The 26,358-nt window shown below is 65.6% G+C and carries 22 protein-coding genes; 8 read left to right on the forward strand and 14 right to left on the reverse strand.

Going from position 1 to position 26,358, the window contains the following annotated elements:
- Positions 1-28 precede the first annotated feature (28 nt).
- Positions 29-322, reverse strand: a complete 294-nt coding sequence (locus tag M2343_RS15905; protein WP_181560605.1) for a DUF1244 domain-containing protein — start codon at positions 320-322, stop codon at positions 29-31.
- 98 nt (positions 323-420) lie between these two features.
- Here M2343_RS15905 and pyk point away from each other — a divergent pair, with 98 nt between their 5' ends.
- Positions 421-1,878 carry a pyruvate kinase gene (gene pyk, locus M2343_RS15910; RefSeq protein ID WP_264571276.1) on the forward strand — a complete coding sequence of 486 codons (1,458 nt, stop codon included), beginning with the start codon at positions 421-423 and terminating at the stop codon, positions 1,876-1,878.
- 203 nt (positions 1,879-2,081) lie between these two features.
- On the opposite strand, the gene M2343_RS15915 is transcribed toward pyk, so the two are convergent.
- The 4 genes from M2343_RS15915 to M2343_RS15930 form a co-directional block, all read right to left on the reverse strand.
- Positions 2,082-2,660 carry a nuclear transport factor 2 family protein gene (locus M2343_RS15915; RefSeq protein ID WP_264577382.1) on the reverse strand — a complete coding sequence of 193 codons (579 nt, stop codon included), beginning with the start codon at positions 2,658-2,660 and terminating at the stop codon, positions 2,082-2,084.
- Entirely contained in the window at positions 2,657-3,655 is a 999-nt protein-coding gene (locus M2343_RS15920) for a hypothetical protein (RefSeq protein WP_264577383.1), read from the reverse strand. Before M2343_RS15920 ends, M2343_RS15915 begins: the two co-directional genes overlap by 4 nt.
- Positions 3,656-3,762: 107 nt before the next feature.
- Complete coding sequence (locus M2343_RS15925) at positions 3,763-6,342, reverse strand: TonB-dependent receptor (RefSeq protein ID WP_264577384.1); 2,580 nt, start codon at positions 6,340-6,342, stop codon at positions 3,763-3,765.
- 282 nt (positions 6,343-6,624) lie between these two features.
- Positions 6,625-8,103 (reverse strand): MFS transporter, encoded by a 1,479-nt coding sequence (locus tag M2343_RS15930; protein ID WP_264577385.1) that lies wholly within the window; start codon positions 8,101-8,103, stop codon positions 6,625-6,627.
- Between the two features lie 139 nt (positions 8,104-8,242).
- Between M2343_RS15930 and M2343_RS15935 the strand changes: the two genes are divergently transcribed.
- Together M2343_RS15935 and M2343_RS15940 are read left to right on the forward strand one after the other, a co-directional pair.
- On the forward strand, positions 8,243-9,145 hold the full coding sequence (locus M2343_RS15935; RefSeq protein ID WP_264577386.1) for a CmcJ/NvfI family oxidoreductase: 903 nt from the start codon (positions 8,243-8,245) through the stop codon (positions 9,143-9,145).
- Between the two features lie 98 nt (positions 9,146-9,243).
- The gene (locus M2343_RS15940) at positions 9,244-9,726 is read left to right on the forward strand and encodes a MarR family winged helix-turn-helix transcriptional regulator (protein WP_181560599.1); all 483 of its coding nucleotides are present in this window, start codon (positions 9,244-9,246) and stop codon (positions 9,724-9,726) included.
- A gap of 16 nt (positions 9,727-9,742) precedes the next feature.
- Here M2343_RS15940 and M2343_RS15945 read toward each other — a convergent pair whose 3' ends face one another.
- A complete protein-coding gene (locus M2343_RS15945) occupies positions 9,743-11,242 on the reverse strand; it encodes an ATP-binding protein (protein ID WP_264577387.1) in 1,500 nt (499 codons plus the stop codon).
- A 187-nt stretch (positions 11,243-11,429) separates the two neighbouring features.
- On the opposite strand from M2343_RS15945, the gene M2343_RS15950 reads away from it, so the two are divergent.
- Genes M2343_RS15950 through M2343_RS15960 form a run of 3 tightly spaced genes read left to right on the forward strand, consistent with a single transcriptional unit; the run spans position 11,430 to position 14,992 of the window.
- Entirely contained in the window at positions 11,430-12,590 is a 1,161-nt protein-coding gene (locus M2343_RS15950; RefSeq protein ID WP_264577388.1) for a PepSY-associated TM helix domain-containing protein, read from the forward strand.
- Positions 12,587-12,766, forward strand: coding sequence for a hypothetical protein (locus M2343_RS15955; protein ID WP_264577389.1), 180 nt, complete (start codon positions 12,587-12,589; stop codon positions 12,764-12,766). The genes M2343_RS15950 and M2343_RS15955 overlap by 4 nt, the downstream gene beginning before the upstream one ends.
- A gap of 42 nt (positions 12,767-12,808) precedes the next feature.
- Positions 12,809-14,992 carry a TonB-dependent receptor gene (locus M2343_RS15960; RefSeq protein WP_264577390.1) on the forward strand — a complete coding sequence of 728 codons (2,184 nt, stop codon included), beginning with the start codon at positions 12,809-12,811 and terminating at the stop codon, positions 14,990-14,992.
- Positions 14,993-15,066: 74 nt separating this feature from the next.
- On the opposite strand, the gene M2343_RS15965 is transcribed toward M2343_RS15960, so the two are convergent.
- The 6 genes from M2343_RS15965 to M2343_RS15990 form a co-directional block, all read right to left on the reverse strand.
- On the reverse strand, positions 15,067-16,107 hold the full coding sequence (locus M2343_RS15965) for an amidohydrolase family protein (RefSeq protein ID WP_264577391.1): 1,041 nt from the start codon (positions 16,105-16,107) through the stop codon (positions 15,067-15,069).
- A complete protein-coding gene (locus M2343_RS15970) occupies positions 16,104-17,375 on the reverse strand; it encodes an MFS transporter (RefSeq protein ID WP_264577392.1) in 1,272 nt (423 codons plus the stop codon). The genes M2343_RS15965 and M2343_RS15970 overlap by 4 nt, the downstream gene beginning before the upstream one ends.
- Positions 17,376-17,500: 125 nt before the next feature.
- Positions 17,501-18,694 (reverse strand): glycosyltransferase family 2 protein, encoded by a 1,194-nt coding sequence (locus M2343_RS15975; protein WP_264577393.1) that lies wholly within the window; start codon positions 18,692-18,694, stop codon positions 17,501-17,503.
- 102 nt (positions 18,695-18,796) lie between these two features.
- The gene (locus M2343_RS15980) at positions 18,797-19,681 is read right to left on the reverse strand and encodes an EpsD family peptidyl-prolyl cis-trans isomerase (RefSeq protein ID WP_181560593.1); all 885 of its coding nucleotides are present in this window, start codon (positions 19,679-19,681) and stop codon (positions 18,797-18,799) included.
- Between the two features lie 367 nt (positions 19,682-20,048).
- Positions 20,049-20,519, reverse strand: coding sequence for a PRC-barrel domain-containing protein (locus M2343_RS15985; RefSeq protein WP_264577394.1), 471 nt, complete (start codon positions 20,517-20,519; stop codon positions 20,049-20,051).
- Positions 20,520-20,612: 93 nt separating this feature from the next.
- Positions 20,613-21,203: an anthranilate synthase component II gene (locus M2343_RS15990; protein WP_264577395.1), complete on the reverse strand. Its 591-nt coding sequence runs from the start codon at positions 21,201-21,203 to the stop codon at positions 20,613-20,615.
- Between the two features lie 73 nt (positions 21,204-21,276).
- On the opposite strand from M2343_RS15990, the gene M2343_RS15995 reads away from it, so the two are divergent.
- A complete protein-coding gene (locus M2343_RS15995; RefSeq protein WP_264577396.1) occupies positions 21,277-21,783 on the forward strand; it encodes an asparaginase in 507 nt (168 codons plus the stop codon).
- A 119-nt stretch (positions 21,784-21,902) separates the two neighbouring features.
- Here M2343_RS15995 and M2343_RS16000 read toward each other — a convergent pair whose 3' ends face one another.
- Entirely contained in the window at positions 21,903-23,438 is a 1,536-nt protein-coding gene (locus M2343_RS16000; protein WP_264577397.1) for an anthranilate synthase component I family protein, read from the reverse strand.
- A gap of 10 nt (positions 23,439-23,448) precedes the next feature.
- On the reverse strand, positions 23,449-25,398 hold the full coding sequence (locus M2343_RS16005; protein WP_264577398.1) for a peptidylprolyl isomerase: 1,950 nt from the start codon (positions 25,396-25,398) through the stop codon (positions 23,449-23,451).
- Between the two features lie 189 nt (positions 25,399-25,587).
- Here M2343_RS16005 and tpiA point away from each other — a divergent pair, with 189 nt between their 5' ends.
- On the forward strand, positions 25,588-26,337 hold the full coding sequence (gene tpiA, locus M2343_RS16010) for a triose-phosphate isomerase (protein ID WP_264577399.1): 750 nt from the start codon (positions 25,588-25,590) through the stop codon (positions 26,335-26,337).
- Positions 26,338-26,358 lie beyond the last annotated feature (21 nt).

Raw genomic sequence — 26,358 nt, forward strand, 5'->3', positions numbered from 1 at the left:
AGAAACGGCTTTTTAGACGTGTCGTCGCTCAGTGATTGTTCTTCGCCACGCTATCTTTCATCCGCGCGAGCTGCTCAGGCGTCGCCTCGGTCTGGTAGCGCGTCTTCCACTCATCCTGCGGCATGCCGTAGATAAGTTCGCGTGCAGCGGCCTTGTCCAACGTGCCGTCGGCCTCGGCCACCCAGTCGGCCAGGCAGTTGCGGCAGAAGCCCGCCAGACCCATCAGATCGACATTCTGCGCATCAGTGCGGTGACGCAGATGGTGGACGAGCCGGCGAAAAGCTTCTGCCGCTGTCTTGTCATCGAGCGTGTCTATCGTCATTGCTTGCACCTTCATGTCCGGTTCCAACCTCGGGCCACGCCGGTGGCCGCCACGGCATTCGCCATGTGGGCAGAGACCGCACCGAAGCAAGAGGCCAAATGAAGAAGCTCACTCCCCGCACCCGCAAGGTTCGCATTCTGGCGACCCTCGGCCCTTCGAGCAGCAGCGAGGTGATGATCCGCAAGCTGTTCCTGGCTGGCGCCGATGCCTTCCGGCTGAACATGAGCCACGGCACGCACGACGTTCATGCCGCCAATGTCGCGATCATCCGGGGACTTGAAAAGGAATTCGGCCGCCCGACCACCATCCTCGCGGACCTTCAGGGACCGAAGCTGCGGATCGGCACCTTCGCGCAGGGCGCGGTTTTTCTGGAAAAGGGCGCCGCCTTTCGGCTGGATCGCGACCCCGCGCCCGGCGACAGCAGCCGCGTCACTTTGCCGCACCCGGAGATTTTCGCCGCCGCGCAGGAAGGGATGCGCCTGCTCATCGATGACGGCAAGCTTGTCCTGCGCGTGCGGGCGGTGCGTGACGATGTCATCGATACGCTGGTCGAGGTCGGCGGCTCGCTGTCCGAGCGCAAGGGCGTCAACGTGCCGGACGTCGTGCTGCCGATGGCGGCAATGACCGAGAAGGACCGGCGCGATCTTTCCTTCGCCATCGAGGCGGGCGTGGACTGGATCGCGCTCAGCTTCGTCCAGCGGCCCGATGACCTGGCCGAGGCGCGCAAGCTGATGGGTGGCTATGGCTATCTGCTCGCCAAGATCGAAAAGCCGGCCGCGCTTGGCCGGCTGGAGGAAATCGTCGAGATGTCCGACGCGGTGATGGTCGCGCGGGGCGATCTCGGCGTGGAACTGCCGCCTTATGCCGTGCCGCCGCTTCAGAAGCAGATCGTGGAAAGCGCCCGGCGCTTGGGCAAGCCGGTCGTCGTCGCCACGCAGATGCTGGAATCGATGATCAAGGCGCCCACGCCGACCCGCGCCGAGGTGTCGGACGTCGCCACGGCGGTCTATGACGGCGCGGATGCGGTGATGCTCTCGGCGGAGACGGCGGCGGGCGACTGGCCGGAGGAAGCCGTGGCGATGATGGACAGCATCGCCCACAGCGTCGAACATGATCCGGGCTATCTGGACCGGCTGCACTTCACCAAGACCATGCCGGACCCGACGACGTCGGACGCACTGGCCGGCGCCAGCCAGCACATCACCAACACGGTCTCGGCCAAGGTGATCGTGTGCTTCACCACCTCGGGCAGCACCGTGCGGCGCATCGCGCGCGAGCGGCCGGGCGCGCCGATCCTGGCGCTCACCCCGCGCATGGATACCGCCCGGCGCATGGGCCTCATGTGGGGCGTCCATGCCGTGCGCACCAAGGATATCGGCAGCTTTGAGGAAATGATCGGCAAGGCCAAGCGCATGGCCATGCGCCACGGCTTTGCCGGCGCGGGCGACAAGATCATCGTGCTCGCCGGTGTCCCCTTCGGTACGCCAGGGTCCACCAATGTGCTCCATGTCGCGACCATTCGCGGCGATGAGTTGCGCACTCATCGCGAGGAATGAGGCGTCCCGGGGGCGTCGTATTGCACCAGTGATTGGCGCGGAGGAAGGTATGGAAACGACGCTCCGGCACCCCACTCCCGTCATTCCCGCGAACGCGGGAATCCAGCTGCAACGCTGCTCGTCAACGCGAGGCCGAACTGGCTTCCCGCGTTCGCGGGAATGACGAAGGGTGACTGCGCGTGCCTGCGAAGTTGTCCCACCCCTCAGTTCTTCACCGTGCCCTGCAATTGCGATGGCAGCGGTGGGCGCTCGGGATTGTCGCCATCGCGCCAGGGAATCACGCCGTGGCTGGTGCGGGTCTTGATCTTCCAGGCGCCATTCTCGCGCACGAAATGATCGACATAGCGACCGGCCAGCGTGGTCGCGGGCCGGTTCTCGCCATCGGCCGTGTAGAACATGTAGCGGGAGCGAGCGATGGCGGTGTCGCCGGTCACATCGATCACCTCGGTGGTAACGAGGTGAAAGCTGCGCTTGTTGACGAAGCCCGCTTCCGGCTTGCCCAGCTTCTCCTCCAGCAACTTCTGGATCGCCGCCGGCCCGGTAGCGCTGCCCAGCCCGCCGGACCAAGTCCCGTCGCTGGCGAACAGCCCGGCATAGCCGGCATAATCGCGCGCATCGAGATATTCGCCATAAGCGATGATCGCGCGGCGGATCGCCTCGCGGTCCTCCAGCACCTGCACGCGCTGGGCGAGCGCTCTGTCAGAAGTGCCACCCTGCTGCGCGGACGCCGCGCCGGGCGCGATCAGCGCCAGAGCCAGCGCTGCCCGCAACAACGCGCTCATGGCAGCGTGTCCAGCTTGCGACTTTCGATCGTCCACGCGGGGTCGCTGCACAGCTTGCAATCATCCCCGACGAACCACGCTCGTCCCGCCTTGTCGCCGCGCAATTGCCAGTCGAGCCACGCCACCACTGCCTGCGCCGCGCGTCCGCCATTCGGCTCGGCATAGGTGCCGGCGTGCGTCACGTCGGTGTTGATCACGGCGGAGGGGATGTGGGTGAGCCGCGCATAATCGTCCATGCCATTGGGGTAGGCGATGTCCGTCTTGCCGCCGAGCACATAGAGGGTCGGCTTGTCGATCTTCTGGAGCAGGCTCTTCTGCGCAGACATCTCGCCCGAGCCGCCCGGGACCGGACCGTTCATGATGCCGCTGTTCATGATGACGAAGGTGCTGACGCGCTTGTCGCCGGCATATTTGAGCGCCTGAATGCCGCCACAGGAATAGCCGGAGACCGCGACATGCGCAGTGTCGATCTTGCCCTTGAACGGGCTGCCCGCGCGGCCATTCTCGGCTGCGGCCCAGTCGATGGCCTGCCCGAGCTGCTGGTAGCGCGTTTTGTCGCGATGCTGCTCCCAGCTCTGCGGCGTGACGGTCACGCCCGGGCCGCTGTAGATGCCGCCCGGCGCGATGACGAGATAGCCATGGGAGGCGACCTCCAGCAAATGCTGGCGGGATGAGGCGCCGTCTTCGGTGCAGGCGCCGTTACCGAACACATAGACCGGCATCTTGCGAACGCCGAGTGCACTCAGATCGGCGGGCTGATAGACGACGAAGCCAGGGAAATTCTCATATTGCCGTTTGATGGCCTTGTATGGCCCGGTGCCTGTGCTGTCTGGCGCCCGGCTTTCTTCCATCATCTGGATGGCGGCCTGTGCGGCGAGATCGGCGCCAACTCCCGGGGGCGGCGCTGAACTCGGCTGGGCCTGGAGGGCCGCCGGGACGGTCATCGCCAGCAGGGACAGAAGGAATGCGCTCGAACCGGTCCGCCAATATGTCATGCCACTCTCCCAATTTATCATTCTGCTGTCGCCCCAGCGACAAAGAGGAGAGGGTCGCCCCTCTCCTCTTCTTTCTATCGGATCAATCTGTGTTGCGCACTGCTTGATCAGAACTTGCGGCGCACGGTCACGGCCCACTGGCGCGGCAGGCCGGGCTGAGCCGTCGCATACCAGGCGTTCGTGAACTTGTTGAGGTAGACCAGTTTGTCGAACAGGTTGGTCACTTCCAGCGCGACCGACCAGTCCTTGTCCACCGTCTCGTAGGTCAGGCGGGCATTGGCCAGCGTGTAGCTGTCCACGATGGCGATCGGCGTGCAGAGGAAGTCGCCGCAATATCCGTCCGTATAGGAGACGTCGATGCGCGGCGTCAGCGTGCCAACATCACCCAGATCAGCCTGATACTGCGCGCCCAGGCTCCACTTCCACTTGCCCACGCCGGGCCGGCTCGCGCCGACGACGATGGAGGTCGTGGGATAGTTGATGGAGGTGAACTTGAAGTCGGTGAGGCTGAGCGAACCGTCGATGGTGAAACCCTCGACCGGGCGCAGCGTGGTTTCCAGCTCGAAGCCGTTCACGCGGGCATCGCCGATATTCAGATACTGGCCGCACAGGCCGGGTACGCCGCCCTGGTTGACCGGGAGCGGATTGTTGTTGGAGTCGAGGCAGACCTGCGGAATGCCCTGATAGTCGGTATAATCCATGCGGAATCCGCTGGCGTTGATCCGCAGGAGCCGGTCGAACAGGTCCGCCTTGATACCGATTTCATACGACTTCAGCTTTTCCGCGCCGAACGGACGAATCTGCTGGAAGCTGTACGGACGGGGTGCCACGCCGCCACCCTTGAAGCCGGTCGCGAACTGGGCATAGGCCATGATGTCGGGCGTGATCTTGTAGGAGAGCGCCGCACGATAGTCGGTCAGCGTTTCCTTGTAGGTACCCACTTGGCCGGTCAGCGGATTGGTGGCGTTGCTGAGCGGCAGATAGTCGCCGACCCCATTGGGGTTGAGGCGGTTGTAGAGATAGTCCTTCTTCTCATGGCTCACGCGGATGCCGGCTTCCAGTGTCAGCGCAGGCGTGATGTTCCACGCAACGTTACCGAAGCCGGCATAGGTGCGCAGGCTGGCGGTATCGTCGTTGATGAACGAGAAGGTCGGCTTGGCGATCACGCACGCCGGGAGCGCGCCACCGCAAGGGGAAACGGCATATTCGCCGAAGCCCGAGAACGGCGTGTGGATGCGGGCGTTATAGCGCGTGTCCGCATCATAATAGAAACCGCCGATGGTGAAGGAGATCGCATCGTCCAGCACCTTGCCCGAGAGGCGCAGTTCCTGGCTGAACTGCTTGTGCGAGAAGTCGCTGTAGACGCCGCCGATGAAAGCGATCGGCGAGTTGTCATTGTCGTCCGAGCTACGCGAATCATATTTGCGGTAGCCGGTGATCGACTTGAGCGCGAGATTGTCGCCCAGCGTGTAGTTGATCTCGGCGGACACGCCCCAGCCTTTCACACCGCTCAGGGGTTCGGCATAGGTCGGGCCATTGGGCGCGCCGGCCGTGCCGGGGCCACCCGCAGACGCCGTCGTCGCCGCGCGATAGGTCACGCCCGGATCGTAGAAGTTGGCGTAGGTCGCATAGGGATCGTTCAGCACCGCGCCGGCGCGACGATACTGGCCGTAGGTCACGAAGCGGTTGTCGAACGGCGCGCCCTGATAGGGAATGCTGTTATTCTGCCGCCCGGTCAGCTCGGCGCTGGCGATGAGCACGGAGGCCTGCGTCGTGGAGGTGTCGTGGGTATAGTCGCCCGACAGGTTGATCTCCAGCGGGCTGCCGACCGGCGCAATGCGCAAGGATCCGCGCACGGCGTACATGCTCTGGCCGCCCAGCGTGCCGAGCTTGCAATTGCCGCCCGACGCCAGGCTGGGGATCGCCGCGCCGCCCGGCTGCACCACGCTGGTGCCCGGCTGTACATAGGGATCACTGGGGTTGAGACAGGCATAATCGTAGCGCGTGACATGCCCATCGCGGTTGCGTGACACGCCAGTGATGCGGGCGAACACGGCATCGGGCACCACGGTGAAGTCGGCGCTCGCCTTGATGTCGCGGCGGTTGAGCGAGCCGGCGGTCAGTTCGACATAGCCGCCTCGGCCTTCGGGCTTGCGCGAGTAGAGCTTCACCGCGCCGCCCAGCGAGTTCATGCCGGCCAGCGTGCCCTGGGGGCCGCGCAGCACTTCGACGCGCTCGAGGTCGGTCAGGTCGAAGGCCGAGGCCGTGACGGTGCCGAAATAGATATCGTCGACATAGATACCCACGCCTGGCTCGACCGAGGGGCTGGCATCGCCCTGGCCGACGCCACGGATGTAGGCGCGCATCGAGTTGCCCGAGCCCGAGGGGTTCTGCTGTAGGATGACGTTCGGTGCCTGCGCGGTGATGTCGGTCAGGCGCGTCTGGCTGCGTGCTTCGAGCTGGTCGCCGCTGATGGCGGTGATTGCCAGCGGAATGTCCTGCACATTCTGCGCACGCATCTGCGCGGTGACGATGATGTCGTCGACATTGCCCTCGGCGGCGCCCTGCGGCGCGGCGGTCTGGGCATTTGCCGGCATTGCGAGCATCAGCGCGCCGGACAACATCGTCCCGGCGCTCAGCGCCATGCGCGACACGGTGCGTGCGCGGTTATGACGAACTTTGTTCATTGGTGAATCTCCCCTCCTCTTCGCTTTGCCGGTCGTTTCTTCGTCCCCGCGCGAGCCGCCTGCCCGCCTCTGTCAGGCGGAAAGGTCGGGCGGCTGTCGCCGATGAGACGCAATGACCGGCAGCCAGACGACGCGGCGCGAGGCTCTCATGGAGCGCCCCGTCCGTCCGTTGGCTAGGAAGCTCACTATCCTTTTGCCCGAAGCGAGGCTTTGACTGAGATAGAGCCACGCTTTGACGCAGACGGAAAAGCAGCGGGGTCGCGCGGAGGCTGTAGCACTCATCTAAACCTCCTCGCTGCGAATCGCGCGCAGGCCCCGCGTCTCGCGCCCGGTCACGGCGGCGCCGGTATCCTTCGCAAGGCGCGCATAGAAAGGCGCAGCGGCCAGCGCGAGGCCGGCGAAGACGAGCATGGCGATCTGGAAATCGGCGAGCGTCGGTGCCGCGACACCGAGCGAGAGCAGGTTGAGCAGGGCGGCCGCGGCGGAGATCGCCAGCGCCTGCGAGATCTGGTTGGCGATATTGCCGAGCACAGTCGCTCCGCCGACTTCGCTTTGCGGCACGTCGGCAAAGCGCAGCGCCATAATTGCGGTCATGTGCACCGAGCGGGCCATGCCGACGAAGACCATGATCGCCACCAGCAGCCAGAATGGCATGGCCGGGGTCAGCAGCGCGCAGGCGGCAAAGGAGAGCGCCATGGTCACCACGCCGCTGGTCAGCGCCATCCGGATGCCGAGCCACCGTACCGAGGGCGTGGCGATCGCCTTGAGCGCCAGGTCACCGGCATTCTGAGCGAGCAGCAGCAGCCCGGCTTGAAAGGCGGTGAGGCCGAGGCCGACCTGCATCATCAGCGGGATGATGAACGCCGTCGCCATGAAGGCCGTTCGCGCCGGCATTCCCGCGCCGATCGTGGAAACGAAGAAACTGCGGTGGCGCAGCGCATCGAGCGGAATGACCGGGTGGGGCACGCGACGGATGTGTCGCCAGCACAGCCAGCCCAGGAAAATCCCGAGCGCGATCAGCGGCAGCCCTTGCTGCCAGCCGCCGCCCTTGGCGCCCAGCCGCTCGAACCCGGCAATGATGCAGGCGAGGAACCCGCCGACCAGTGCAAAGCCGCGCCCGTCAAAGGGCCTTCGCTCCACAGCATGGATATTGGGGATGAAGCGCAGGGTGAGGACAAAGGCGAGGAGACCTGTGGGCACGTTCAGGAAGAACACCCAGCGCCAGTCCAGAAAGGTGGTGATGAGGCCGCCGATGGGCGGGCCGATCACCGGCGCGATCAGGGCCGGGGTGGAACTGATCGTCATCGCCGTGACAAGGTAGCGTTTGGGAGTGATGCTGAGCAGGGCGATGCTGCCCACCGGCACGATCAGGGTGCCAAAGGCCGCCTGACACATCCGCATTGCCAGAAAGACGGGAAGATTGGGCGAAAGGCCAGCCCCCAGCGAGGCCAGCACGAACCCCAGAATCGCGAGCGTACACACACGGCGCGTGCCGAAGCGCTTGCCCACCCAGTCGCTGATCGGCAGCACCAGCACGGTGACGAGAATGTAGATGGTGATCGTCGCGCTCAGCAGAGTCAGCGGCACGGCGAAGTCCTGCGCCATGCGCGGCAGCGCGGTCAGCAGCACCATCAGATCGATGGCGACCATGAAGGACGTGGCGGCCAGAACGACAGCGGCCAGCCGCGAGCGACGCAAGGCCGCGGCGTCGTCCGACGCTATGCTGGCTTTTCCCTCCGATGGATTGTTAGTCAAACTCATTCTGCGCCAGCCATGACAGGCGGGCGCGCGTTCGCCAAGAGGCGCCGAAGAATAGTTGCCGATGCAGGCGCTTGCGGGGGAGCGGGATAGCCTGCCATGGTGCGGCAAAAGAGTCGGGCGTCGCTTAGGAGAGCAGATAATGAGTAATGAGGTCATGGATCCCGAAGCCACGGTGCGCAGCGTCGAGGCGCAGCTTCAATATCTGCTGCCCGGCCCCGCGATCAATCGGCGGTTCGTCTCCGCCGGGGTGGAAGTGAACACCGGCCGCTACGGGCCATTCCCCGTCACGATCCGCGACGCGCGCGCCATCCGCCCACATTTCACGCTCGATCGGCAGGGCTTCGTGCTGCTCGATGCGCCGAGTGACGTCGCCGATTTCACCGACCGGGATGAGGTCAATCGCGTCTACCCGGGCGAGGTCTCCCGCTATGTCCAACAGGCAACCGGCGCCGATCTCGTCGTCGTCGGTGGCTGGATGATCCGCACGTCCGGCGATCTTGCCAGCCGGCAGAAGAAGCTGGATGCGCCCTATCGCCATGCCGAGGGCGTGCAGCCGCCTGCTGGCGAGGTGCATGTCGATACCGACCCCGCTCGGCAGCAGCGCGCCGCAGAGATCGCCTATCGCAAGGCCCGTCCGGACGGGCCAGGGTTCCGCCGGTTCATCGTCTCCAGCTTCTGGCGCAGCTATTCGCCGCCGCCACAGGATTGTCCGCTGGCCCTGTGCGATGCGCGCAGTGTCGGCGATGATGAGGGCACCACCAATATCCTGTGGATCGTCGACAAGATCCCCGAAGGCGACGCCATGTTCGCGCCGATGGACGATGATCGCCAACCGGCTGCGCACATCTTCCGGCACAATCCCGCTCACCGCTGGTGGTATTTCTCCAACATGGTGCGGGATGAAGCCCTGCTGTTCAAATTCCACGATAGCGACCGCAGCGGCGCCTGGCGGGTGCCGCACACGGCATTTGGGGATGACAGCCTGCCCGACCCGGTGCCGCGCGAGAGCATCGAATGCCGGAGCATCGCCTTTTTTGAATAGCCCTTTGGTCCACGATCCAAATAGTCGGGCACCACAATCATTGCTATAAGTTACACAAGCGGCAAGCCAAATAAGGCACCGGGTCGAAGGGGAGTGTTATGAAAGACGGGAAGCGGCCGGAGGAGACCGGCCTGAACTGGGGTGCGCTCGATCAGGCAGTGGGCACAGTCGTTCGGCTGTTACGGAATGAGCTGTCGGTGCGGATCGTGGACGTCTATTCGTCCTTCGGCCTTCGCCACGGCGCCCTCTCTACCATGGCACTGATCGAGGCGAATCCCGATTGCTCCCAATCCGAAATCGCGCGGGAAGTTGCGATGGACGACTCGGCGATGGTGGCGATCATCGACGATCTGGAAGCCCGCGGTCTTGCCCGCCGGATGCGCTCGACGCGGGACCGGCGGCGCAACACGCTGTCGCTCACGCCCGAAGGCCAGCGCCTTGCCGCGCAGATGATCGCCCGCGCCCAGGACGTCGAGCAGCCGATTCATGATGCCTTGTCTGAGGAAGAGGTGAAGACGCTGCAGCAACTGCTGCGCCGGGCCTATGAGGCGATGCAGAAGTCTCCGCCAGCCACCGCTTAGCGCATCCTGGCGGCGGTCAGCCTTCAGCCGGGGCGGTGGCCAGTCCGAGTTCGGGAATGCCAACCGAACGCCGCCCACCGAAGTCGGTCCGCACGACGATGAGGTCGCCCTTTTCCAGATAATCCAGCAACCGCCGGATTCGCCCCACCGAGCGCGTCCCATAAGCGCGGGCCAGCGCCTCGTCGTCGGGGCAGGGCTGCCCCTTGATCGCGGCGCGGGCGATGAGCAGGAACGGCGCGAGCACATCGTCCTGGACGCGGCTGGAGAGCGCGAGCGCGGCCTGCCAGCGCGGGTCTTCATCCTCCTCGCCACCCGCCACGGCGACCGCGAAGCGCCGGCGAAAGCTGAGCAGATCGATGCCGGGATTGCCGATCCGCTGCATCCGGCAGCGCACTGCGAAATCCTGGAATAGCGCCGCGGTCGAGCGATAGGTGCAGTCGTCTTCCGCAGCCATGTCAGCCAAAACCGCGCGGATCACCGGCTCGCGGGCTGGCCTGTCCGGCGTCTCGGGGGCGGCAGGACTGGCTGTTTCGATGCCCGACTCGACATCGGCTGATGTAATGTCGGTGGCTTCGGGCAGGTCTTCGCGCTCCAGTCGGGCGCTGTTGTCGATGGCCGGTGGCGGCGCGATCAGCGCGGCAAAAAGTTCGGGCTGTTCCTCGCCGGGCTGCGGCGCGAGCAGATCCTCAAGATCGCTGGTCGGCTCGCCGGGCAGGGGAATGAGGGAATGCGATGAGGTGCGCGCGCTCGTCTTCACCGCGCCGATCTTCACGGAAACCGGGCGACGGCTGATCGCCGGGCCGAGCGCGAGGAAGCGGCCGCGCTCCAGATCGCGGATCTGCTCGGCCTGCCGTCGCTCCATGCCGAGCAGATCGGCCGCGCGCGCCATGTCGATGTCGAGGAAGGTGCGGCCCATCAGGAAGTTGGACGCCTCTGCAGCGACGTTCTTCGCCAGCTTGGCAAGGCGCTGCGTGGCGATCACGCCGGCGAGGCCGCGCTTGCGGCCTCGGCACATCAGGTTGGTCATCGCCGCGAGCGACATGCGGCGGATGTCGTCAGCCACTTCCCCAGCGGCGGCTGGAGCGAACATCTGGGCCTCGTCGACCACCACCAGAGCGGGATACCAATGCTCGCGGGGCGCATCGAACAAGGCGGCGATGAACTGAGCGGCGCAGCGCATCTGCGCTTCCAGCTCCAGCTCGTCCAACGCCAGCACCACGGAGGCGCGGCGCGCCCGGACCTTGGCCGCCAGCGTCTCGATCTCGCCGGGATTATGCGCCGCGCCGTTGATGACGATATGGCCGAACGGCTCGGCCAGCGTGACGAAATCGCCTTCCGGATCGATCACCACCTGCTGCAGCAGGCCGGCGCTTTCTTCCAGCATCCGGCGCAGCAGATGCGACTTTCCGGACCCGCTATTGCCCTGAACGAGCAGCCGGGTGGCCAGCAGTTCTTCCATGTCCATGGGCACCGGCGCGCCGTGCGCATCCGTCCCGATCACGATTGAAGAGGTCACCGCGCCGTCATAGCCATGGACAGCGTGGGGGCAAGGGCTGGTTGGCCGTGGTGTTCGCGGGACAACTCGTCTGCGCCAATCGACGCAGGGTTTATGCGCCGAATTGCCGCCGGCTCATGTTGCAATTGCGAGGGCTTCCTATTAAGCGCCCATGCAAATCGCTCGCAATATCAAGGTTTGTGTCTCGTTGAGAACGCGCAGTCTCCGCATCTGGTATCTCGTCCATAAATGGACGAGCCTGATTTGCACGGCGTTCCTGCTGATGCTCTGCCTGACCGGCTTGCCGCTGATTTTCCATGACGAAATCGAGCTTATGACCGGGGAGGCACCGGCGATGCAGGGGGCGGGCTCGTCCGGCGACGGGCCGGGGCTGCAACCGCTGGACGTCATGCTCGGCAAGGCATTGGCCGCGCGGCCGGGCGAGGTGCCGGTGTTCATGGCCTTCGACAATGAGACGCCCATCCTCACAGTCACCACTGCCCCGGCACCGGATTCGCCGGGCGGTGCCATGACCATCCAGCTCTTCAACCGCGTGACCGGGGAGCCGGCGGGGAAAGTGGTCGAGGAGGGCGTGATGCACTTCCTCCTGCAGCTCCATACCGACATGTTCCTGGGCCTGCCGGGCATGCTGTTCCTCGGCGCGATGGGCGTGCTGTTCTTCGCCGCCATCGTTTCCGGCGTGGTTCTCTATGCGCCCTTCATGCGCAAGGTGGAGTTCGGGACGATCCGGGTCAGCCGCAGCCGCCGGCTCAAATGGCTGGATTATCATAATCTGCTCGGCATCGTGGCGCTGGCCTGGATGAGTGTCGTGGGCCTGACCGGGGTCATCAACGCGCTCGCGACGCCCATCATCAAGGTGTGGCAGATGAGCGAACTGGCCGAGATGACCGGTGCTTATGCCGGTCGCCCGGCCTTGCCGCCCGAGCGCTATGGTTCGCTGGACAAGGCCATGGCCGCCGCCCGGCAGGCGTTGCCCGGCAACAATCCCCAATTCATCGCCTTTCCCGGCGGCTCGTACAGCAGCAAGCACCATTATGCGGTTTTCTTCCAGGGTAACACGCCGCTCACCCAGCGCGCGCTCACCCCGGCGCTCATCGATGCCGAGACCGGCGAACTGACCGATGTGCGGCCAATGCCCTGGTACACGCTGGCCTTGCTCTATTCGCAGCCGCTGCACTTTGGCGATTATGGCGGGCTGCCGCTCAAGCTGCTGTGGGCGGCGTTGACGCTGTTCACCATCGTCGTGCTGGGCTCGGGCCTCTACCTCTGGCTCGGCAAGCGCCGCGCCCCGCTGGCGGCCCGTGTGCGGGAGGTCGAGAGCGGCGGCCTTGTGGCGCCAGCCGAATGAGCCGCCGCGCGCCGCTCGGCCGCATCTTCGCGATGCCGCTCACCCTCGCCCTGCTCAGCATCGTCGGTCTGGTCAGCGCGCTGACCGGCGACGGCTGGGCCGACGCTTTGTCCTGGATCGCGCTGGCCGCGCCGCTCGCCGCCACCATCTGGGCCTTTCGATATCGCCGATCATGAGAACAAGCCGCGCATGCAAGCGCGTTTCAAAGGGAAAAAAGCATGAATTTCCATCGTTCCAGCCAAATTCTGAAAGCCGCGCTGATTGCCTCGGTCGCCGCGGTGGCCATGCCCGCCGCGGCGCAGGAGGCCAGCGAGATCATCGTCACGGCGCAGCGCGAGAATCGCAGCGCGGTGACGCTTGGAGGCAATGTGGGCGTGCTTGGCGAGAAGTCTGCCGAGAATGTGCCCTTCAGTGTAAAGAGCTATAACGCGGCGCTTATTCTCAACCAGCAACCGCAGACGCTGGGACAGGTGCTGGAGAACGATCCCTCGGTCCGCACCACCTACGGCTTCGGCAATGCCGCCGAGCAGTTCGTTATCCGGGGCTTCCCCCTGTATGGCGACGACGTCGGGCTGGACGGCCTCTACGGCATCACCCCGCGCCAGCTCGTTGCGCCGGAGCTTTACGAATCCGTTCAGGTCCTGAATGGCGCGAGCGCCTTCCTCAACGGCGCAGCGCCGGGCGGGTCCGGCATCGGCGGCAGCGTCAATCTCGTGCCCAAGCGGGCCACGGGACGCCTCAGTCGTGCGACCCTCAATTATACCTCAGGCGAGCATTTCGGCGGCTCGCTCGATCTGGCGCGCCGTTTCCCTGCTGGTGCGGGCACCATGGCCATCCGGATCAACGGCGTCGCGCGCGGCGGGGATGTCGCAATTGATGGCGAGTATCGCAGCACCTATGCTGTCGGCGCCGCATTCGATTATGATGGTGGACCGCTGCGGATGTCGCTCGATCTCGCGTATAACCGCGTGCATGTGCGTGGCCTGCGCCCCAAGGTGACCATCGCATCCAGCAGCATTCCGGCAGTGCCCGAGGCGGATGCCAATTATGCGCAGCCTTGGACCTACACCACGATGCGTGACATCTTTGGCCTAGCTCGTCTGGAGTATGACCTGGCGGACAACGCCATGCTATACGTCATGGGTGGCGCGCGCGACGGGATGGAAGACGGCATTTATGGGGGCATCACCGTGTCGGACGCCGTGACGGGCGCCGCCAGCGGCAATGGCCTGTATGTGCCGCGCACTGATAACAACGAGGCTGTGCAGGCCGGCATCCGCATCAATCTGGCTGCTGGGGGGATTGCCCACGAGTTCAACATTGGCGGCTCGGCGACTTGGCAGGTCAATCGCAACGCCTATGACTTTCTCTACGGGCCCGGCTTCGCAGGCTTTGCTACGAACCTCTACGACGCGCAGCCGGTTACTATTCCCAGCTCGGCCCTCGTCGGCGGCGATCTGGACAATCCCTTTCCGATCAATCGCACCAAGCTGTTGAGCGTGTTTGCATCCGACACCGTTAGCCTGCTGGGTGATCGTGTCCTGCTCACGGTGGGTGGACGTATTCAGCAGATCAGGACCAGCAGCTACTCCTATGGCAATGGGGCGCTGGATTCGGCATACAAGAACAGCGCCCTCACGCCGGTCATCGGTCTGGTGATCAAGCCGGTGGCCGGCCTCTCGCTGTTCGCCAACCGCATCGAAAGCCTGGCGCAGGGACCGGTGGCACCCTTGTCCGGCTTCTACCCCGGTTTGGGAACTTTGCCCGTGAGCAACGCGGGCGAGATTTTCCAGCCCTACCGCTCGGTGCAGTATGAGGTGGGCGGAAAGCTGGCCCTCGGCCCGGTCAGTGCAAGCCTCGCCGCCTTCCAGATCGAGAAGCCCCTTGGGCAGGTGGCGCCCGACCCCACAAATTCGGCCGCGCTGGTCTATGATCTCTTCGGCACGCAGCGTAACCGAGGTCTCGAACTCAGCGTGAGCGGGGAGCTGACGCCCGGCTTGCGGATCATCGCCGGAGGCTCGGTGATCGAGGCAGAGCTTCGGGATACGCCGGGTGGCCTGCAGGATGGCAACGGGGCGCAGGGCGTGCCGGATTATTTGCTCAACGCCAATGTGGAGTGGGATCTCCCGTTCCTGCCTGCGCTTACGCTGACTGGGCGGGTGGTGCAGACTGGCAAGCAATGGCTAGATACTGCCAATACCTTGCGGCTGCCCTCGTGGACTCGCGTCGACGTCGGTATGCGCTATGTGGCGGTGGTGGCGCAGCGCCCGCTCACCCTGCGCTTCAACGTCGATAATGTCGCGAACGAGCGCTATTGGGCGTCGGCTTACGACGCCTTCGGCCAGACCCTCCTGCAGGGCGCGCCGCGCACCTACAAGGCGTCTCTGTCCGTCGATTTCTGACCGGACTGTCACCACAAAAAGGGGCCGGACGTCGATGACGCCCGGCCCCTTTTGCTAGGTTTAGTCAGTCGCCGTCAGTCGCTGAGCGGCGCGATGTGGAAGATCCGTTCGGCATTGCCGTGGTACAGCGCGTGCCGCTCTGCGTCGGTCACCGGCGCCGCATCCATGAAATCCACTGCCGGGTGCTGCGGCTGATAGGGGTAATCGATCGCCCAGAGCACATTATCGATGCCGAGCTTGTCGATGGTGTAGCGCAGGGCCAGCGGGTCCTCGACGCCGCTCGTCGTCACCACAAAGTTACGCTGGAAATATTCCGCGATGCTCAGTTTCGTCTTCGGCGCGCGGCTGATCTTCTGGGCGCGGGTGTTCATGAAATTGATGCGCCAGATCCAGAAGGGGATGGCCTCACCCATATGGCCGATGCAGATCTTGAGCTTGGGGAAGGCATCGAACACGCCGCTGGCCATCATCCGCACGACATGTGTGCCGACCTCGACGCCATAGCCCCACATGGCGCTGTCCATGCCGTAATCCTGCAAAGGCCCCTTCAGCGTGTCGGAGGCGGCGCGGGGGTGGATGTAGATGCAGGCATCGAGCGCTTCGGCGGCTTCGAGGCAGGGCCAATATTTGGGATCGTCCAGATATTCGCCATGGGTGTGGCTGTTGAGGATGAAGCCGTTGAGCTTGAGGTCGTTGATCGCTCGCTCCATCTCCTTCGCCGCACGCTTGGGGCTGTGGGGGGCGAAGCTGGCGAGGCCGGCGAAGCGGTCCGGGCGCTTGCGGCAGATCTCGGCCAGCCGGTCATTGGCGAGCGCGGCCAGATCGGTCGCCGTGTCGGCATCGAACATCTGCACGCCCGGCGCGGTGAGCGAGAGCAGGTGCATGTCCACGCCCAGCGCGTCCATCTCCGGCAGGCGCTTTTCCTCGATATCGAGCAGGCCATCGAGGAAGTTCATCGCGGCATAGCCGGTCGCATTTTCGGGCGGATCGTAGATGCCACCGACGAGCAGCTTGTCGAGGCTTTGCGATGGCCCGCGCGTCACATCCCGCAGGGCATGAGCGACCTCGGGGATCGACCAGGCTTCTTCGGTGGCGATCTTGCGCATCTTCGTCATCGGGCAGTCTCCGTGATGGGGGCGGGAAGGGGTGCAGGGCTGTCCTGGGCGCTGGCCTCGGGCACGGCAGGGCCGGTCCGGCGCGCGAGCCAGAGCGCCAGCCCGGCGGCGATCACCAGCGGGATGACCGGCAGGATGAAGAAGGTGCGCGGCGCCGACAGGCCGAGCAGCACTGCGAGCGAGCCGACCAGCGGCCCGGCGATCGAGCCGACGCGCCCCATGCCGAGCGCCCAGCCAAGGCCGGAGGCGCGCATGGTTGCGGGGTAGGTGGCGCCGCATGAGCCATTAAGGCCATTCTGCGTGCCGGTGCTGAACAGGCCGACCAGCACCAGCAGCACGGTCAGGCCGACAATGCCCCAGTCATGCACGGTGATGATCGCCAGCGTGAGCGCGCCAAGCCCCGCAAACAGCGCCACGACCGACCAGTTGCGGCGCACCAGCAACAGGCTGGCGACCACACCGCCGACCACGCCGCCGGCATGGGTGCCGGTGGCGATCCATGAGGCGGTGGTCGTCGAATAGCCCTGATCCTTGACCAGCAGGGGCACCCAGCCGCTCACCAGATAGACGACCATCAGCACTAGCGCGAAGATGATCCAGATCGCGATCGTGCGGGCGCGCTGGGCGGGGGAAAGGATGGCCGAAAGGCCGCGCTCGCCCGGCGCATGGGTCTGTGCGCGGTTGAGGACCGGGCTTTCCGGCAGGCCGATCCACAGCAGCGCTGCAATCGCGATGGGCAGGAGACCGCCGAGGATGAACAAGCTCTGCCAGCCATAAGGCGCAAGCAGCTTGGCGGCGGCGATCCCGGCGAGAACCCCGCCAAAGGTGATGCCGATGCCGACCAGCGCCGTCGCCCGCGCGAGATATTTGCGCGGCGCCAGTTCGCCGGCCAGCGCCAGCGCATTGGGCAGCACGGCGCCGAGGCCAATGCCGATGAGGAAGCGCAGCACGATGAGTTGCGTCAGGTTGGTCGCCAGCGCGCCGACCAGCGACATGATGCCATAGCCGATGCAGCAACTGATCAGGATCGTCCGGCGACCCAGCCTGTCGCCCTGCGGACCGATGAACACGGCGCCGATCAGGACGCCGAACAGGCTGGCGGAGAGCAGCGGGCCGATCTCGGCGCGGCTGACGCCAAAGTCCTCCAGGATGGAGGGCGCGGCGAAATTGGCGGCCTGCAGGTCGAAGCCTTCGACCATCAGCGCGATGAGGATCAGCACGAACCCGCCCCAGCCGCGCGCGCTCGTCGCTTCGCTCGTCCCCGTCATGCCCTCTCCTTCACCTGCTGGCGTTGCGCCATCATAGCGCGCTTTGCGGCGGCCAATGCAAGTTGAAAGATCATCAATGCGAGGCTGTTGAGCGGTTCAGGGCACCGGTTTAGCGCCCCGCTTCATCACTCGCCCTTGCGGCGCGTGCGCACCCATTCTGTCTCGCGCTTCTTGACCAGTCGTAGATAGACGGGGATTTTCCATAGAATGTAGAGTGGGATGCGCGCCAGCGTCGCGGCCGACACGGTGTCCCGCCCATCGCGCTTCCAGGCGAAGGCGAGCAGCAGTGCGACCAGCACGAGCAACCCCGCCAGCGTGGCAGGCGCGGCAGCGGTGGCGCCCAGCAGCGCGAGCCCGGCGCTCACCACAAGCGCGATCAGGCTCAGGCTCATCAACAGGGCCAGCGGCGGCACGAGCAGGCTCAGGCCAAACCAGGCGAGGCTCGGCTTGGCCTTGGCGATACCCTCAAGCACGACCGGTGCGCCTTGCTGCAGGGCGGTCTGGATATAGCCGTGCTCCCAGCGCGCCCGCTGTGTGAGCGTGTCGCTCTGGCTCGCAGGGTCGCTCCAGGTCGTCGCGGCCTCCAGATAGCGGGGCGCTGCGCCCGCTCGCGCGAAATGGAGGCCGAGCACAAGGTCTTCGACCAAGTGGCTCGTCGCCAGCGGCGCCGATTCGATCAAGGCCCATGGGAAGGCCATGCCGGTGCCGCCGAGAATGGCGGGCGATCCCAGAATCGAGGCGCCGCGCTGGCGAACGCGATTCTTGATGAGCATCGCAAAGTTGGAAATCTGCGTCATCGCCCCGTCATCGGCGGCCGAGCGGAGCAGGTAGCAGCTCTGCACCGGGCGCTGGCGGACGCAGGTCGCGTCGATCAGCGCGCGCAGCGACGCACCATCGATTTCGCAGTCGGCGTCCAGCACAACAATACAATCCGGCGGTGCGGCATGCGTTGCGGCCTTGATCCAGTCCCGCCCGAAGGCCAGCGCATGGCCCTTGCCGCGCTGGCTAGGGTCATTGCGCTCGATAACCTGTGCCCCAGCCGCGCGCGCGGCGGCGGCGGTGTCGTCCGTGCAATTGTCGGCAATGACGATGAGGCGGATATGCACATCCAGCGCCGGCTGGAGCAGCGCGATGGTACGGGCAATGCCGGCGGCCTCATTATGGGCGGGCATGAGGACGATGGCGCTGTGGGGGGCGGCAGCGCGCGGCCTTGCCGGGCGGCCGGCGATCAGACCCAGGGCCAGCTCCACGGCCAGCACGGCCAGCAAGAGCGCAGGTATGGCAATGATGAGCCAGGCCAAAGAGTCGAGGATCATCATGCCTTCATTCCCGCGTCTGGCGACTGGCGCGTCGACGCTTCGAGGGGGTGGAGAGGAGGCTGGTGCCTCCTCTCCTCATATCATGCGGAAAACGCCTCGCCGTTACTTGGCGGCGGGCGCCGCGGCGTTGCCGGCTGCGGGCAGGGCGCCGGCGGCCTTGGCATCGTCCTTGGGTGCATAGCCCGGCTGATACTCGATCTTGGCCTTGGCCTTGGCTTCCTTCAGGCGCGATTCGCCGATCTTGTTCAGCTCCTCGTTGCGCATGGCCTGCGCAGCGATCTGGCGGGCCTGCTCCTGCGGAACCGGCGTGGCTTCGCTGCCGGTGATCACGCTCACGACCAGCTTGCCATTGGCCGGCACGATGAACGGCTCGCCCGGGGGCAGCGCCTCGATGCGGGCCAGCATCTGCGGATCGATCACGGCGGTGTCGAGCGAGCCACGGCCACGCTCGAAGGCGATGCCCATGGCGGTCAGGCGGGATGCGACCTCATCGAGCGTCTTGGCGGTTTCCAGCTCCTTGAGGCCATCTGGCTTGGAGGGCGGGTCCATCTGCAGCTGCTCAAGGGCGAAGCGCTTGCGCTGCGCGAAGGCGTTGGGGCGCTCGCTGATATATTTGTCGATGGCGGCGTTATCCGGCACCTTCACCGTGTCCATCGTCTTGCGACCGTACAGGTTGACGAGCAACTGCTCGCGCATCCGGCGCTCCTGCGTCAGATATTCAGGGTCGCGGTCCAGCCCGGCTTCCTTGGCGGCCTGAACCAGCAGCCGGCGGTCGACCATGCGCTGCAGCACGCGGCTGCGCACCATGTCCTTGTCGGCGCTGGCAGGGACGTTGAGATCGGCGATCTCGGCGTTCAGTTCGGTCAGGGTGATTTCCTCACCATTGACCACGGCCACGACCTGACCTTCGGCTTTTTTCTCGCAGCCGGCGATCGTGAGGGAAAGGGAAGCGAGCGCAACGAGCGAGACGTTCCTCAGCAGTGACATCCATAGTCTCCAGAACAAGCGTGAAGTGGTAAAAATCGGTTCTCGGTTGAAGGCCCGGCGATCCCCCGATCGAGCCTGTCATCCTAGAAAGCGGTGGGCGAGGCAAGATGCCTACAAATCATTACATGTGCAGCGGGAAGATTGCGGCCAGTATATGCCCGGCCATCGGCTGCCTGAACATCCCCCTCATCTTGTCGAGCAACATGGATCGGATTGTCGTACTTTGTGGCACCTATTAACTCGCCGCTGGAGCGTGAACAAGCGGCAACCATGGCAGCCGCACCGGGATCGGACAGGGGCGTCCTATCAGCCCGGCGTTAATATTAGGTGGATTGTCGCGGGCGCCAGACGTGGCCGGCGCTTGCCCTCAACGGGCGTTGGCTGCTCCGTGAGACGGCGCTGAATCGGCGGTGGCAGCTGCGGGCTGGTCAGGATTGGCCTTGGGCAGCGCGGCGATCTGCGTAGGGGTAAGGCTCGTGACGATCGTCCAGTCATCGCCCTCGCGTAGGGGCGCGAGACCATCGAGGGGGAGATAGACATGCTGCTCGGGCACGCTGCCTTCGACCGCGATCACCAGCCCTTCGACAGCGCCGCCGGGACCGCGCTTCAGGGCGATCACATCGCCCAGCTCCGTGCCGTCGGTATCGACCAGTTCGGCATCGAGCAGTTCGCGTTCAGTCAGGTTCAGCGCGGCCTTGCCCTTGGCGGCCTGAGAGCCGGGGTGGGCGATCAGCTGGACGGCAGGCTCATCGGAGTGCTGATTGGCCGCGTCGTCGCGACCGCTGCAGGCCGCAAGTAAAAGGGCCAAGGCGAGCGCGGCCGCAGGGTCGATTTTCACCTATAGTCTCCACTGTTGCGGCGCATTCGCATGATGGCCGACCAACGTGGGAGATAAATGGGCGTTCCCTCAAACGGGACGAACGGTTTCGGGTCAGGCCGTTGCGCGCGCGGTCACCGGCATTCCGGCGAGGCGCATGAAATTGGCCAGCATCGCGTGGCCGTGTTCGGTCGCGATGCTCTCCGGGTGGAACTGCACGCTTTGGATGGGCAGGCTCGCGTGGCGGAATGCCATCACCGATCCATCTTCACTGGTGGCATTGACCAGCAGGCAATCGGGAATGTCCTCGACGATCAGCGAGTGATAGCGCGTGGCGGTGAAGGGCGACGGCAGGCCTTCGAAAAGCCCAGTGCCGTCATGGGTGACCGGTGATGTCTTGCCGTGCATCAGGCCGCCGCGCACCACCTTGCCGCCGAAATGCTGGCCGATCGTCTGATGGCCCAGGCACACGCCGAGCAAGGGCTTGCCGGCATCGGCGCAGGCCGCGACGAGATCGAGGCTGATCCCGGCTTCGTTGGGCGTGCAGGGGCCGGGCGAAAGCAGAAAGGCTTCCGCGCCCGAGGACAGCGCCTGTCCGGCCGACATGGCATCGTTGCGCACCACCTCGACCTGGGCGCCCAGCTCCATCAGATAATGGACGAGATTCCAGGTGAAGCTGTCATAATTGTCGATGACGAGGATCATGGCCGGCTTCTACGGGCCGGCGCTCCACCGCGCAAGCGGGACAAGGCCGCACCGACCGGTTATAAGCGCGGGCATGACCCAGCAAGACCCGCGCATCCATGTGCTCACCACCGGCGGCACCATCGACAAGCTCTATTTCGATGCGCTGAGCGAATATCAGATCGGCGAGTCGATTCTGGCGCGCCTGCTGGAGATCGCGCGGGTGACGCTGCCGGTCGAGATCGAGGAAGTGGCCCGCAAGGACAGTCTGGAGCTAACCGCCGATGATCGCGCGCTGATCGCGGCGCGGGTTGCGGCCTCGCCCGCCGAGCGCATCGTTATCACCCACGGCACGGATACGATGACGGACACGGCCGCCGCGCTGGCGGGCATTGCCGGCAAGACCATCGTGCTGGTGGGCGCGCTGGCCCCGGCGCGCTTCTCGGAGAGCGACGCGACCTTCAATCTCGGCATGGCCTTCGCGACGGCGCAGATCGCCCCGCCGGGCGTCTATATCACCATGAATGGCACGGTGTTCCGTGCGGATCAGGTGGTGAAGGATCGTGCCAAGGGGGCGTTTGTCGCGCGGTCAGAGGGCTGATCGGGGTATTTGAGAACTATCGTGTCCCTGCGAAGGCAGGGACCCAGGGCGCAACGGACGGCCCTACCCGCCCTGGGCTCCTGCCTTCGCAGGAGCACGACACTGCTGAGAACAGCTTCTTACTGCCCGAAGCGGGCGTCCTGCGCGACCTTCACGGCTTCCCGCGCGGCCGCAAACAGCGCGCCGGCCTTGTGCTCGCATTCGCGCTGTTCATAGGCCGGCTCGGAGTCCGCGACGATGCCGGCGCCCGCCTGCGCGTGCAGCACGCCGTCCTTCACCAATGCCGTCCGCAGCACGATGCAGCTATCCATGTTTCCATCCGGCGAGAAATAGCCGACGCCGCCCGCATAAGGCCCGCGCGTCTCCGGCTCCAGTTCTGCGATGATCTCGCAGGCGCGCACCTTGGGCGCGCCTGACACCGTGCCGGCCGGGAAGCCCGCAAACAGCGCATCGAGCGGATCGTGCTTCGGGTCGAGCTTGCCGACCACATTGGAGACGATGTGCATCACATGGCTGTAGAATTCGATGGTGTAGCTGTCTGTCACCTTCACCGATCCGGCGCTGGCGACGCGGCCGACGTCGTTGCGCCCCAGGTCGAGCAGCATCAGATGCTCGGCGCGTTCCTTGGGATCGGCGAGCAGCGAATCGCGATTCTCAGCATCCTCGCTGGCCGTCTTGCCACGCGGGCGGGTGCCCGCAATCGGCCGGATCGTCACTTCCCCATCGCGCACACGGACCAGAATCTCCGGGCTGGAGCCGGTGAGCGCGAAGCCTGGCAGATCGAGATGGTAGAGGAAGGGCGAGGGATTGATCCGCCGCAGCGCCCGGTAGAGGTCGATCGGCGGAAGCGGGAAGGGGGTGGTGAAGCGCTGTGCCAGCACGACCTGAAAGATGTCGCCCGCGACGATATAGTCCTTGGCCTTGCTCACCATCTCCGCATAGGCGCCCGGCGCCATCACCGGCGTCGGCGTGATCGCGTCCAGATCGATGGCGGGGGCCTGACTGGTCTGCGCGGCGAGCGGCCGGGCGAGCTGCGCCGCGACATCCTCGATGCGCCCTACAGCCGTATCGATCAGCGCGTCGATGGGGGCCTCGCCGGTGCCGAGCCGGTCGGCCCAGGTCGGCGCGACGATGTAGAGCGCATCGGCCAGCCGATCGAACACCAGTACCACCGTCGGGCGCACAAACAGCATGTCTGGCGTGCCGAGGCCATTGTCGGCGGGACGCGGCAGCTTCTCGACCAGGCCGAACGTCTCATAAGCGAAATAGCCGACAAGGCAGGCAAGCGCAGCCGGCAGCGCCGGGTCGACGTCTGCCCGGCATTCCGCCACCAGATCGCGCAGCGCGGCGAGCGGATCGCTCTCCAGCGGCGTGAAGGCGGTCCGGTCGGTCCGCCAGTCGCGGTTGATCTCGGCGCTGCGCCCAGTGGCGCGAAGCACGAGGTCCGGCGCGATGCCGATCAGGCTGTAGCGCCCGCGTACTGCGCCACCCTCCACCGACTCGAGAATGAAGTCGCCCCGTTCCGGCTCGATCAGCTTGAGTGCAGCGGAGACCGGCGTTTCTGTATCCGCGATCAGCCGTGCCCACACGAGCGCGGAGCGCCCGGCGGAGAGGGCCGCGCGTGCGGCGTCGATGCTGTCCTGCGCGATGGTCAACGGGTCCGCCTTATTCCGCGCTGCCGCCATAGGCGCGGCGCAGTTCCTGCTCCACAGCCGCCATGGCCGCCTCGCTGCGCTTCACGCCCAGCTCTTGCTGGATCGCCGTGACGAACTGCTGCGCATATTCCCCGCCCAGCACATTGCTGAGGCCGGCCGCGGTGGATTGCATCAGCTGCGGCACCTGTGTGGGATCATTCTGCGTGATCTTGTCCAGGCGCACGACGATGAAGCCCTGATTATTCTCCAGCGGCACCATCTGCGTTCCGCCCTGGCGGATGCTGAACAGCGCCTTCAGCGGCGGGGGGATCTGACCGCCCTGCTGGTTGATATCGGCGCGGCGGGCGGAGAGCGGCTGGCGCGGCGCGTCGGCGATGCCGAGCTTGGCGAGCAGCGGACCCGGTTCGGCGCCCTTGCCCAACTGCGCCGCAAGCTGCGTGGCGATTTCGCGCGCCTTGCCAACGCCCTGCGCCAGCTTCCAGGCGGCTTCCACAGCGGGCTTTACCTGCGCGAAGGGCGGCGGGCCGGCGGGCACCACTTCGGCCACGGTCAGCAGCGCGGCTTCCTCGTCGGGCTTTACCGGCACGATCTGCGCATCGTCATCCTGCCGCGCGGCAAAACCGCCTTCGAGCAGCGCCTGCAGCGTCGCGTCCGGCTTGAACGCCGGATCGCGCAGCGACTGGCCGTTGCGCACGATCAACGGCGTCTCGACGATGGTGAGGTTGTGCTCCTTGGCGATGTCGGTCAGCGTCGCGCCGGCGCCCAGGCGGCCATCCATATCGTTCAGGAATTCGCTGAAGAGCTGGCGTTCCTTGATCTGGCGCACTTCGGCGGACAGTTCCTCGCGCGCTTCGGCCAGCGTCTTGCCGGGCACGTCACGCTGGGCTTCCACGCGCAGCACTGCCCAGCCCGCGGGCGAGCGGACCGGACCGACGATGGCCCCCTGCGCGGCGGCGAAGCCGGCCCTGGCGATCTCCGCATTCATCTGCGTGGCAAGCTGCTTCTCGTCAACGCCATCAACGCGCGAGGCGGCGAGGCCGAGGCTCTTGGCGACATCCTGCAGCGACTGGCCGGCCTTCGCCTTGGCGGCGGCATCCTTGGCGAGCGCTTCCGTCGCGAGGATCAGCTGGCTGAAATCGCGCGTCTTGCGGCCGGCGAACTGGCTCTGGCGGCTCTTGTAGAGATCGGCGATTTCCGCGTCGGTCGGCGTCGCCTGGGGCTCGAAGCGGGCGAGATTGACCAGCGCGTAGCGCAGCTGGCGCTGCTCGGGAATCGCGAACTGGCTGCCATGCTGCTTGTAATAATCCTGCAGCTGCGCCTCGGTCGGCGCGGTCTGCGGCGCGAACCTGGCGGCGGAAATCGCGAACATCTCGCCGGCGCGTTCCTCGATCAGCATCGCGGCATAGGGCGGCACCATGCTCGCCGGCGCCTTGGTGCCCACGCCCACCGGCTGGAGCAGCTGCTGCTGGATGATCTGCGCGGCAATATCGTCCCGCAGATCCTGCTCGGAGACGCGCTGTTGGGCGAGCATCTGGCGGAATACCGTCTCGCTGAAATTGCCGGTCGCGTCCGTGAAGGCGGAATTGCGGGCGATCTCCGCATCGATCAGCGCCTTGCTCACCCGCATCCCGTGTTTCTCGCCATAGGCAATCAGCGCGCGCGAGGAGATCAGCTCGTCGGCCACGCGCTTAAGGCCGCCTTGGGCCAGGAACTGGTCGATGGTCAGCGCGGGATTTTCCTGCCGCTGCCGCTCGAACACCATCTGCGTGCGGCTCTGCAACTCGGCGACGGTCAGCGGGCGGTCGCCAATCTTGGCGACTTCCGTCTTGGAGCTGCCGCCGAAACTGACGTTGTTGCCAGTGAGATCGCCGGCGATGAACGCAAAGGCGATGATGGCAAGAAATCCGATTGCGAACACGCCGCCAAATTTAGAACCGAGAAGACGACGGAAAATCTGCATGGGGTCTTTGTCCAGAAAGGCGGCGAAAGGCTGGGGGCTGCTTTAGGGCGGGCATCCGATGGCATCAAGCCTTTGCGCGCTTGGCTGTCCGTGGGCCTCCGCAGCCATGCGGTGCCGGCTGGACAAAGCCGTCCTGCCCGTTCATCCGGACCGCCAGATCATTGATCACCTGTGCAGGAGAGTGAAGCTATGACCGTCCGCCGCAAATTCGTCGCCGGCAATTGGAAGATGAACGGCCTCAAGGGGCAGCTTGGCGAGGTATCCGCCATTGCCGAGCTTGCCGCCGCCCGCAACGATATCGATGTGGCGCTCTATCTCCCCGCCACGCTCATCGCGGCCGCCGCGCCGCTTGGCGGCGCCGTGCTCATTGGCGCGCAGGATTGCCATCAGGCGGAGGCCGGGGCGTATACCGGCAATCTCTCGGCCGCCATGCTGGCCGAAGCTGGCGCGCGCAGCACGCTGGTCGGGCATAGCGAGCGCCGGCAATATCAGCATGAGAGCAATGCCGATGTCGCGGCCAAGGCGCTCGCCGCGCACAAGGGCGGTCTCTCCGTGGTGCTGTGCGTCGGTGAGACGCTGGACACGCGCGAACAGGGCGACGATGTGGCGCATGCCTTCGTGGCCGATCAGCTTGTCGCCTCGCTGCCGGAGGGCGCCGATCCGCAATGGCTGACCATCGCCTATGAACCGGTCTGGGCGATCGGCACCGGCAAGGTCGCCACCCCGCCGCAGATCGCGGCCATGCACGCCGCGTTGCGCGCCGCGCTCGTCAAGGCGCTGGGTGGGGAGGCCGGCAATGCCATGCGCATCCTCTATGGCGGCTCTGTGAGCGGCGACAATGCGGCGGACATCCTCCACACCGACAATGTCGATGGCGCGCTGGTCGGCGGGGCGAGCCTCACCGCCGCCAAATTCGGGCCGATCATCGCCGCGGCCTGATCGGCATCGCTAAACCGGTCG

The organism is Sphingobium sp. B8D3B (assembly GCF_025961875.1).
Lineage (GTDB): Bacteria > Pseudomonadota > Alphaproteobacteria > Sphingomonadales > Sphingomonadaceae > Sphingobium.

What these genes read in the sequence shown, in the direction of transcription:
- M2343_RS15905 (WP_181560605.1), bottom strand. Translation starts at nt 322, where the DNA reads ATGACGATAGACACGCTCGATGACAAGACAGCGGCAGAAGCTTTTCGC.
- pyk (WP_264571276.1), top strand. Translation starts at nt 421, where the DNA reads ATGAAGAAGCTCACTCCCCGCACCCGCAAGGTTCGCATTCTGGCGACC.
- M2343_RS15915 (WP_264577382.1), bottom strand. Translation starts at nt 2,660, where the DNA reads ATGAGCGCGTTGTTGCGGGCAGCGCTGGCTCTGGCGCTGATCGCGCCC.
- M2343_RS15920 (WP_264577383.1), bottom strand. Translation starts at nt 3,655, where the DNA reads ATGACATATTGGCGGACCGGTTCGAGCGCATTCCTTCTGTCCCTGCTG.
- M2343_RS15925 (WP_264577384.1), bottom strand. Translation starts at nt 6,342, where the DNA reads ATGAACAAAGTTCGTCATAACCGCGCACGCACCGTGTCGCGCATGGCG.
- M2343_RS15930 (WP_264577385.1), bottom strand. Translation starts at nt 8,103, where the DNA reads ATGAGTTTGACTAACAATCCATCGGAGGGAAAAGCCAGCATAGCGTCG.
- M2343_RS15935 (WP_264577386.1), top strand. Translation starts at nt 8,243, where the DNA reads ATGAGTAATGAGGTCATGGATCCCGAAGCCACGGTGCGCAGCGTCGAG.
- M2343_RS15940 (WP_181560599.1), top strand. Translation starts at nt 9,244, where the DNA reads ATGAAAGACGGGAAGCGGCCGGAGGAGACCGGCCTGAACTGGGGTGCG.
- M2343_RS15955 (WP_264577389.1), top strand. Translation starts at nt 12,587, where the DNA reads ATGAGCCGCCGCGCGCCGCTCGGCCGCATCTTCGCGATGCCGCTCACC.
- M2343_RS15960 (WP_264577390.1), top strand. Translation starts at nt 12,809, where the DNA reads ATGAATTTCCATCGTTCCAGCCAAATTCTGAAAGCCGCGCTGATTGCC.
- M2343_RS15965 (WP_264577391.1), bottom strand. Translation starts at nt 16,107, where the DNA reads ATGACGAAGATGCGCAAGATCGCCACCGAAGAAGCCTGGTCGATCCCC.
- M2343_RS15970 (WP_264577392.1), bottom strand. Translation starts at nt 17,375, where the DNA reads ATGACGGGGACGAGCGAAGCGACGAGCGCGCGCGGCTGGGGCGGGTTC.
- M2343_RS15975 (WP_264577393.1), bottom strand. Translation starts at nt 18,694, where the DNA reads ATGATGATCCTCGACTCTTTGGCCTGGCTCATCATTGCCATACCTGCG.
- M2343_RS15980 (WP_181560593.1), bottom strand. Translation starts at nt 19,681, where the DNA reads ATGTCACTGCTGAGGAACGTCTCGCTCGTTGCGCTCGCTTCCCTTTCC.
- M2343_RS15990 (WP_264577395.1), bottom strand. Translation starts at nt 21,203, where the DNA reads ATGATCCTCGTCATCGACAATTATGACAGCTTCACCTGGAATCTCGTC.
- M2343_RS15995 (WP_264577396.1), top strand. Translation starts at nt 21,277, where the DNA reads ATGACCCAGCAAGACCCGCGCATCCATGTGCTCACCACCGGCGGCACC.
- M2343_RS16005 (WP_264577398.1), bottom strand. Translation starts at nt 25,398, where the DNA reads ATGCAGATTTTCCGTCGTCTTCTCGGTTCTAAATTTGGCGGCGTGTTC.
- tpiA (WP_264577399.1), top strand. Translation starts at nt 25,588, where the DNA reads ATGACCGTCCGCCGCAAATTCGTCGCCGGCAATTGGAAGATGAACGGC.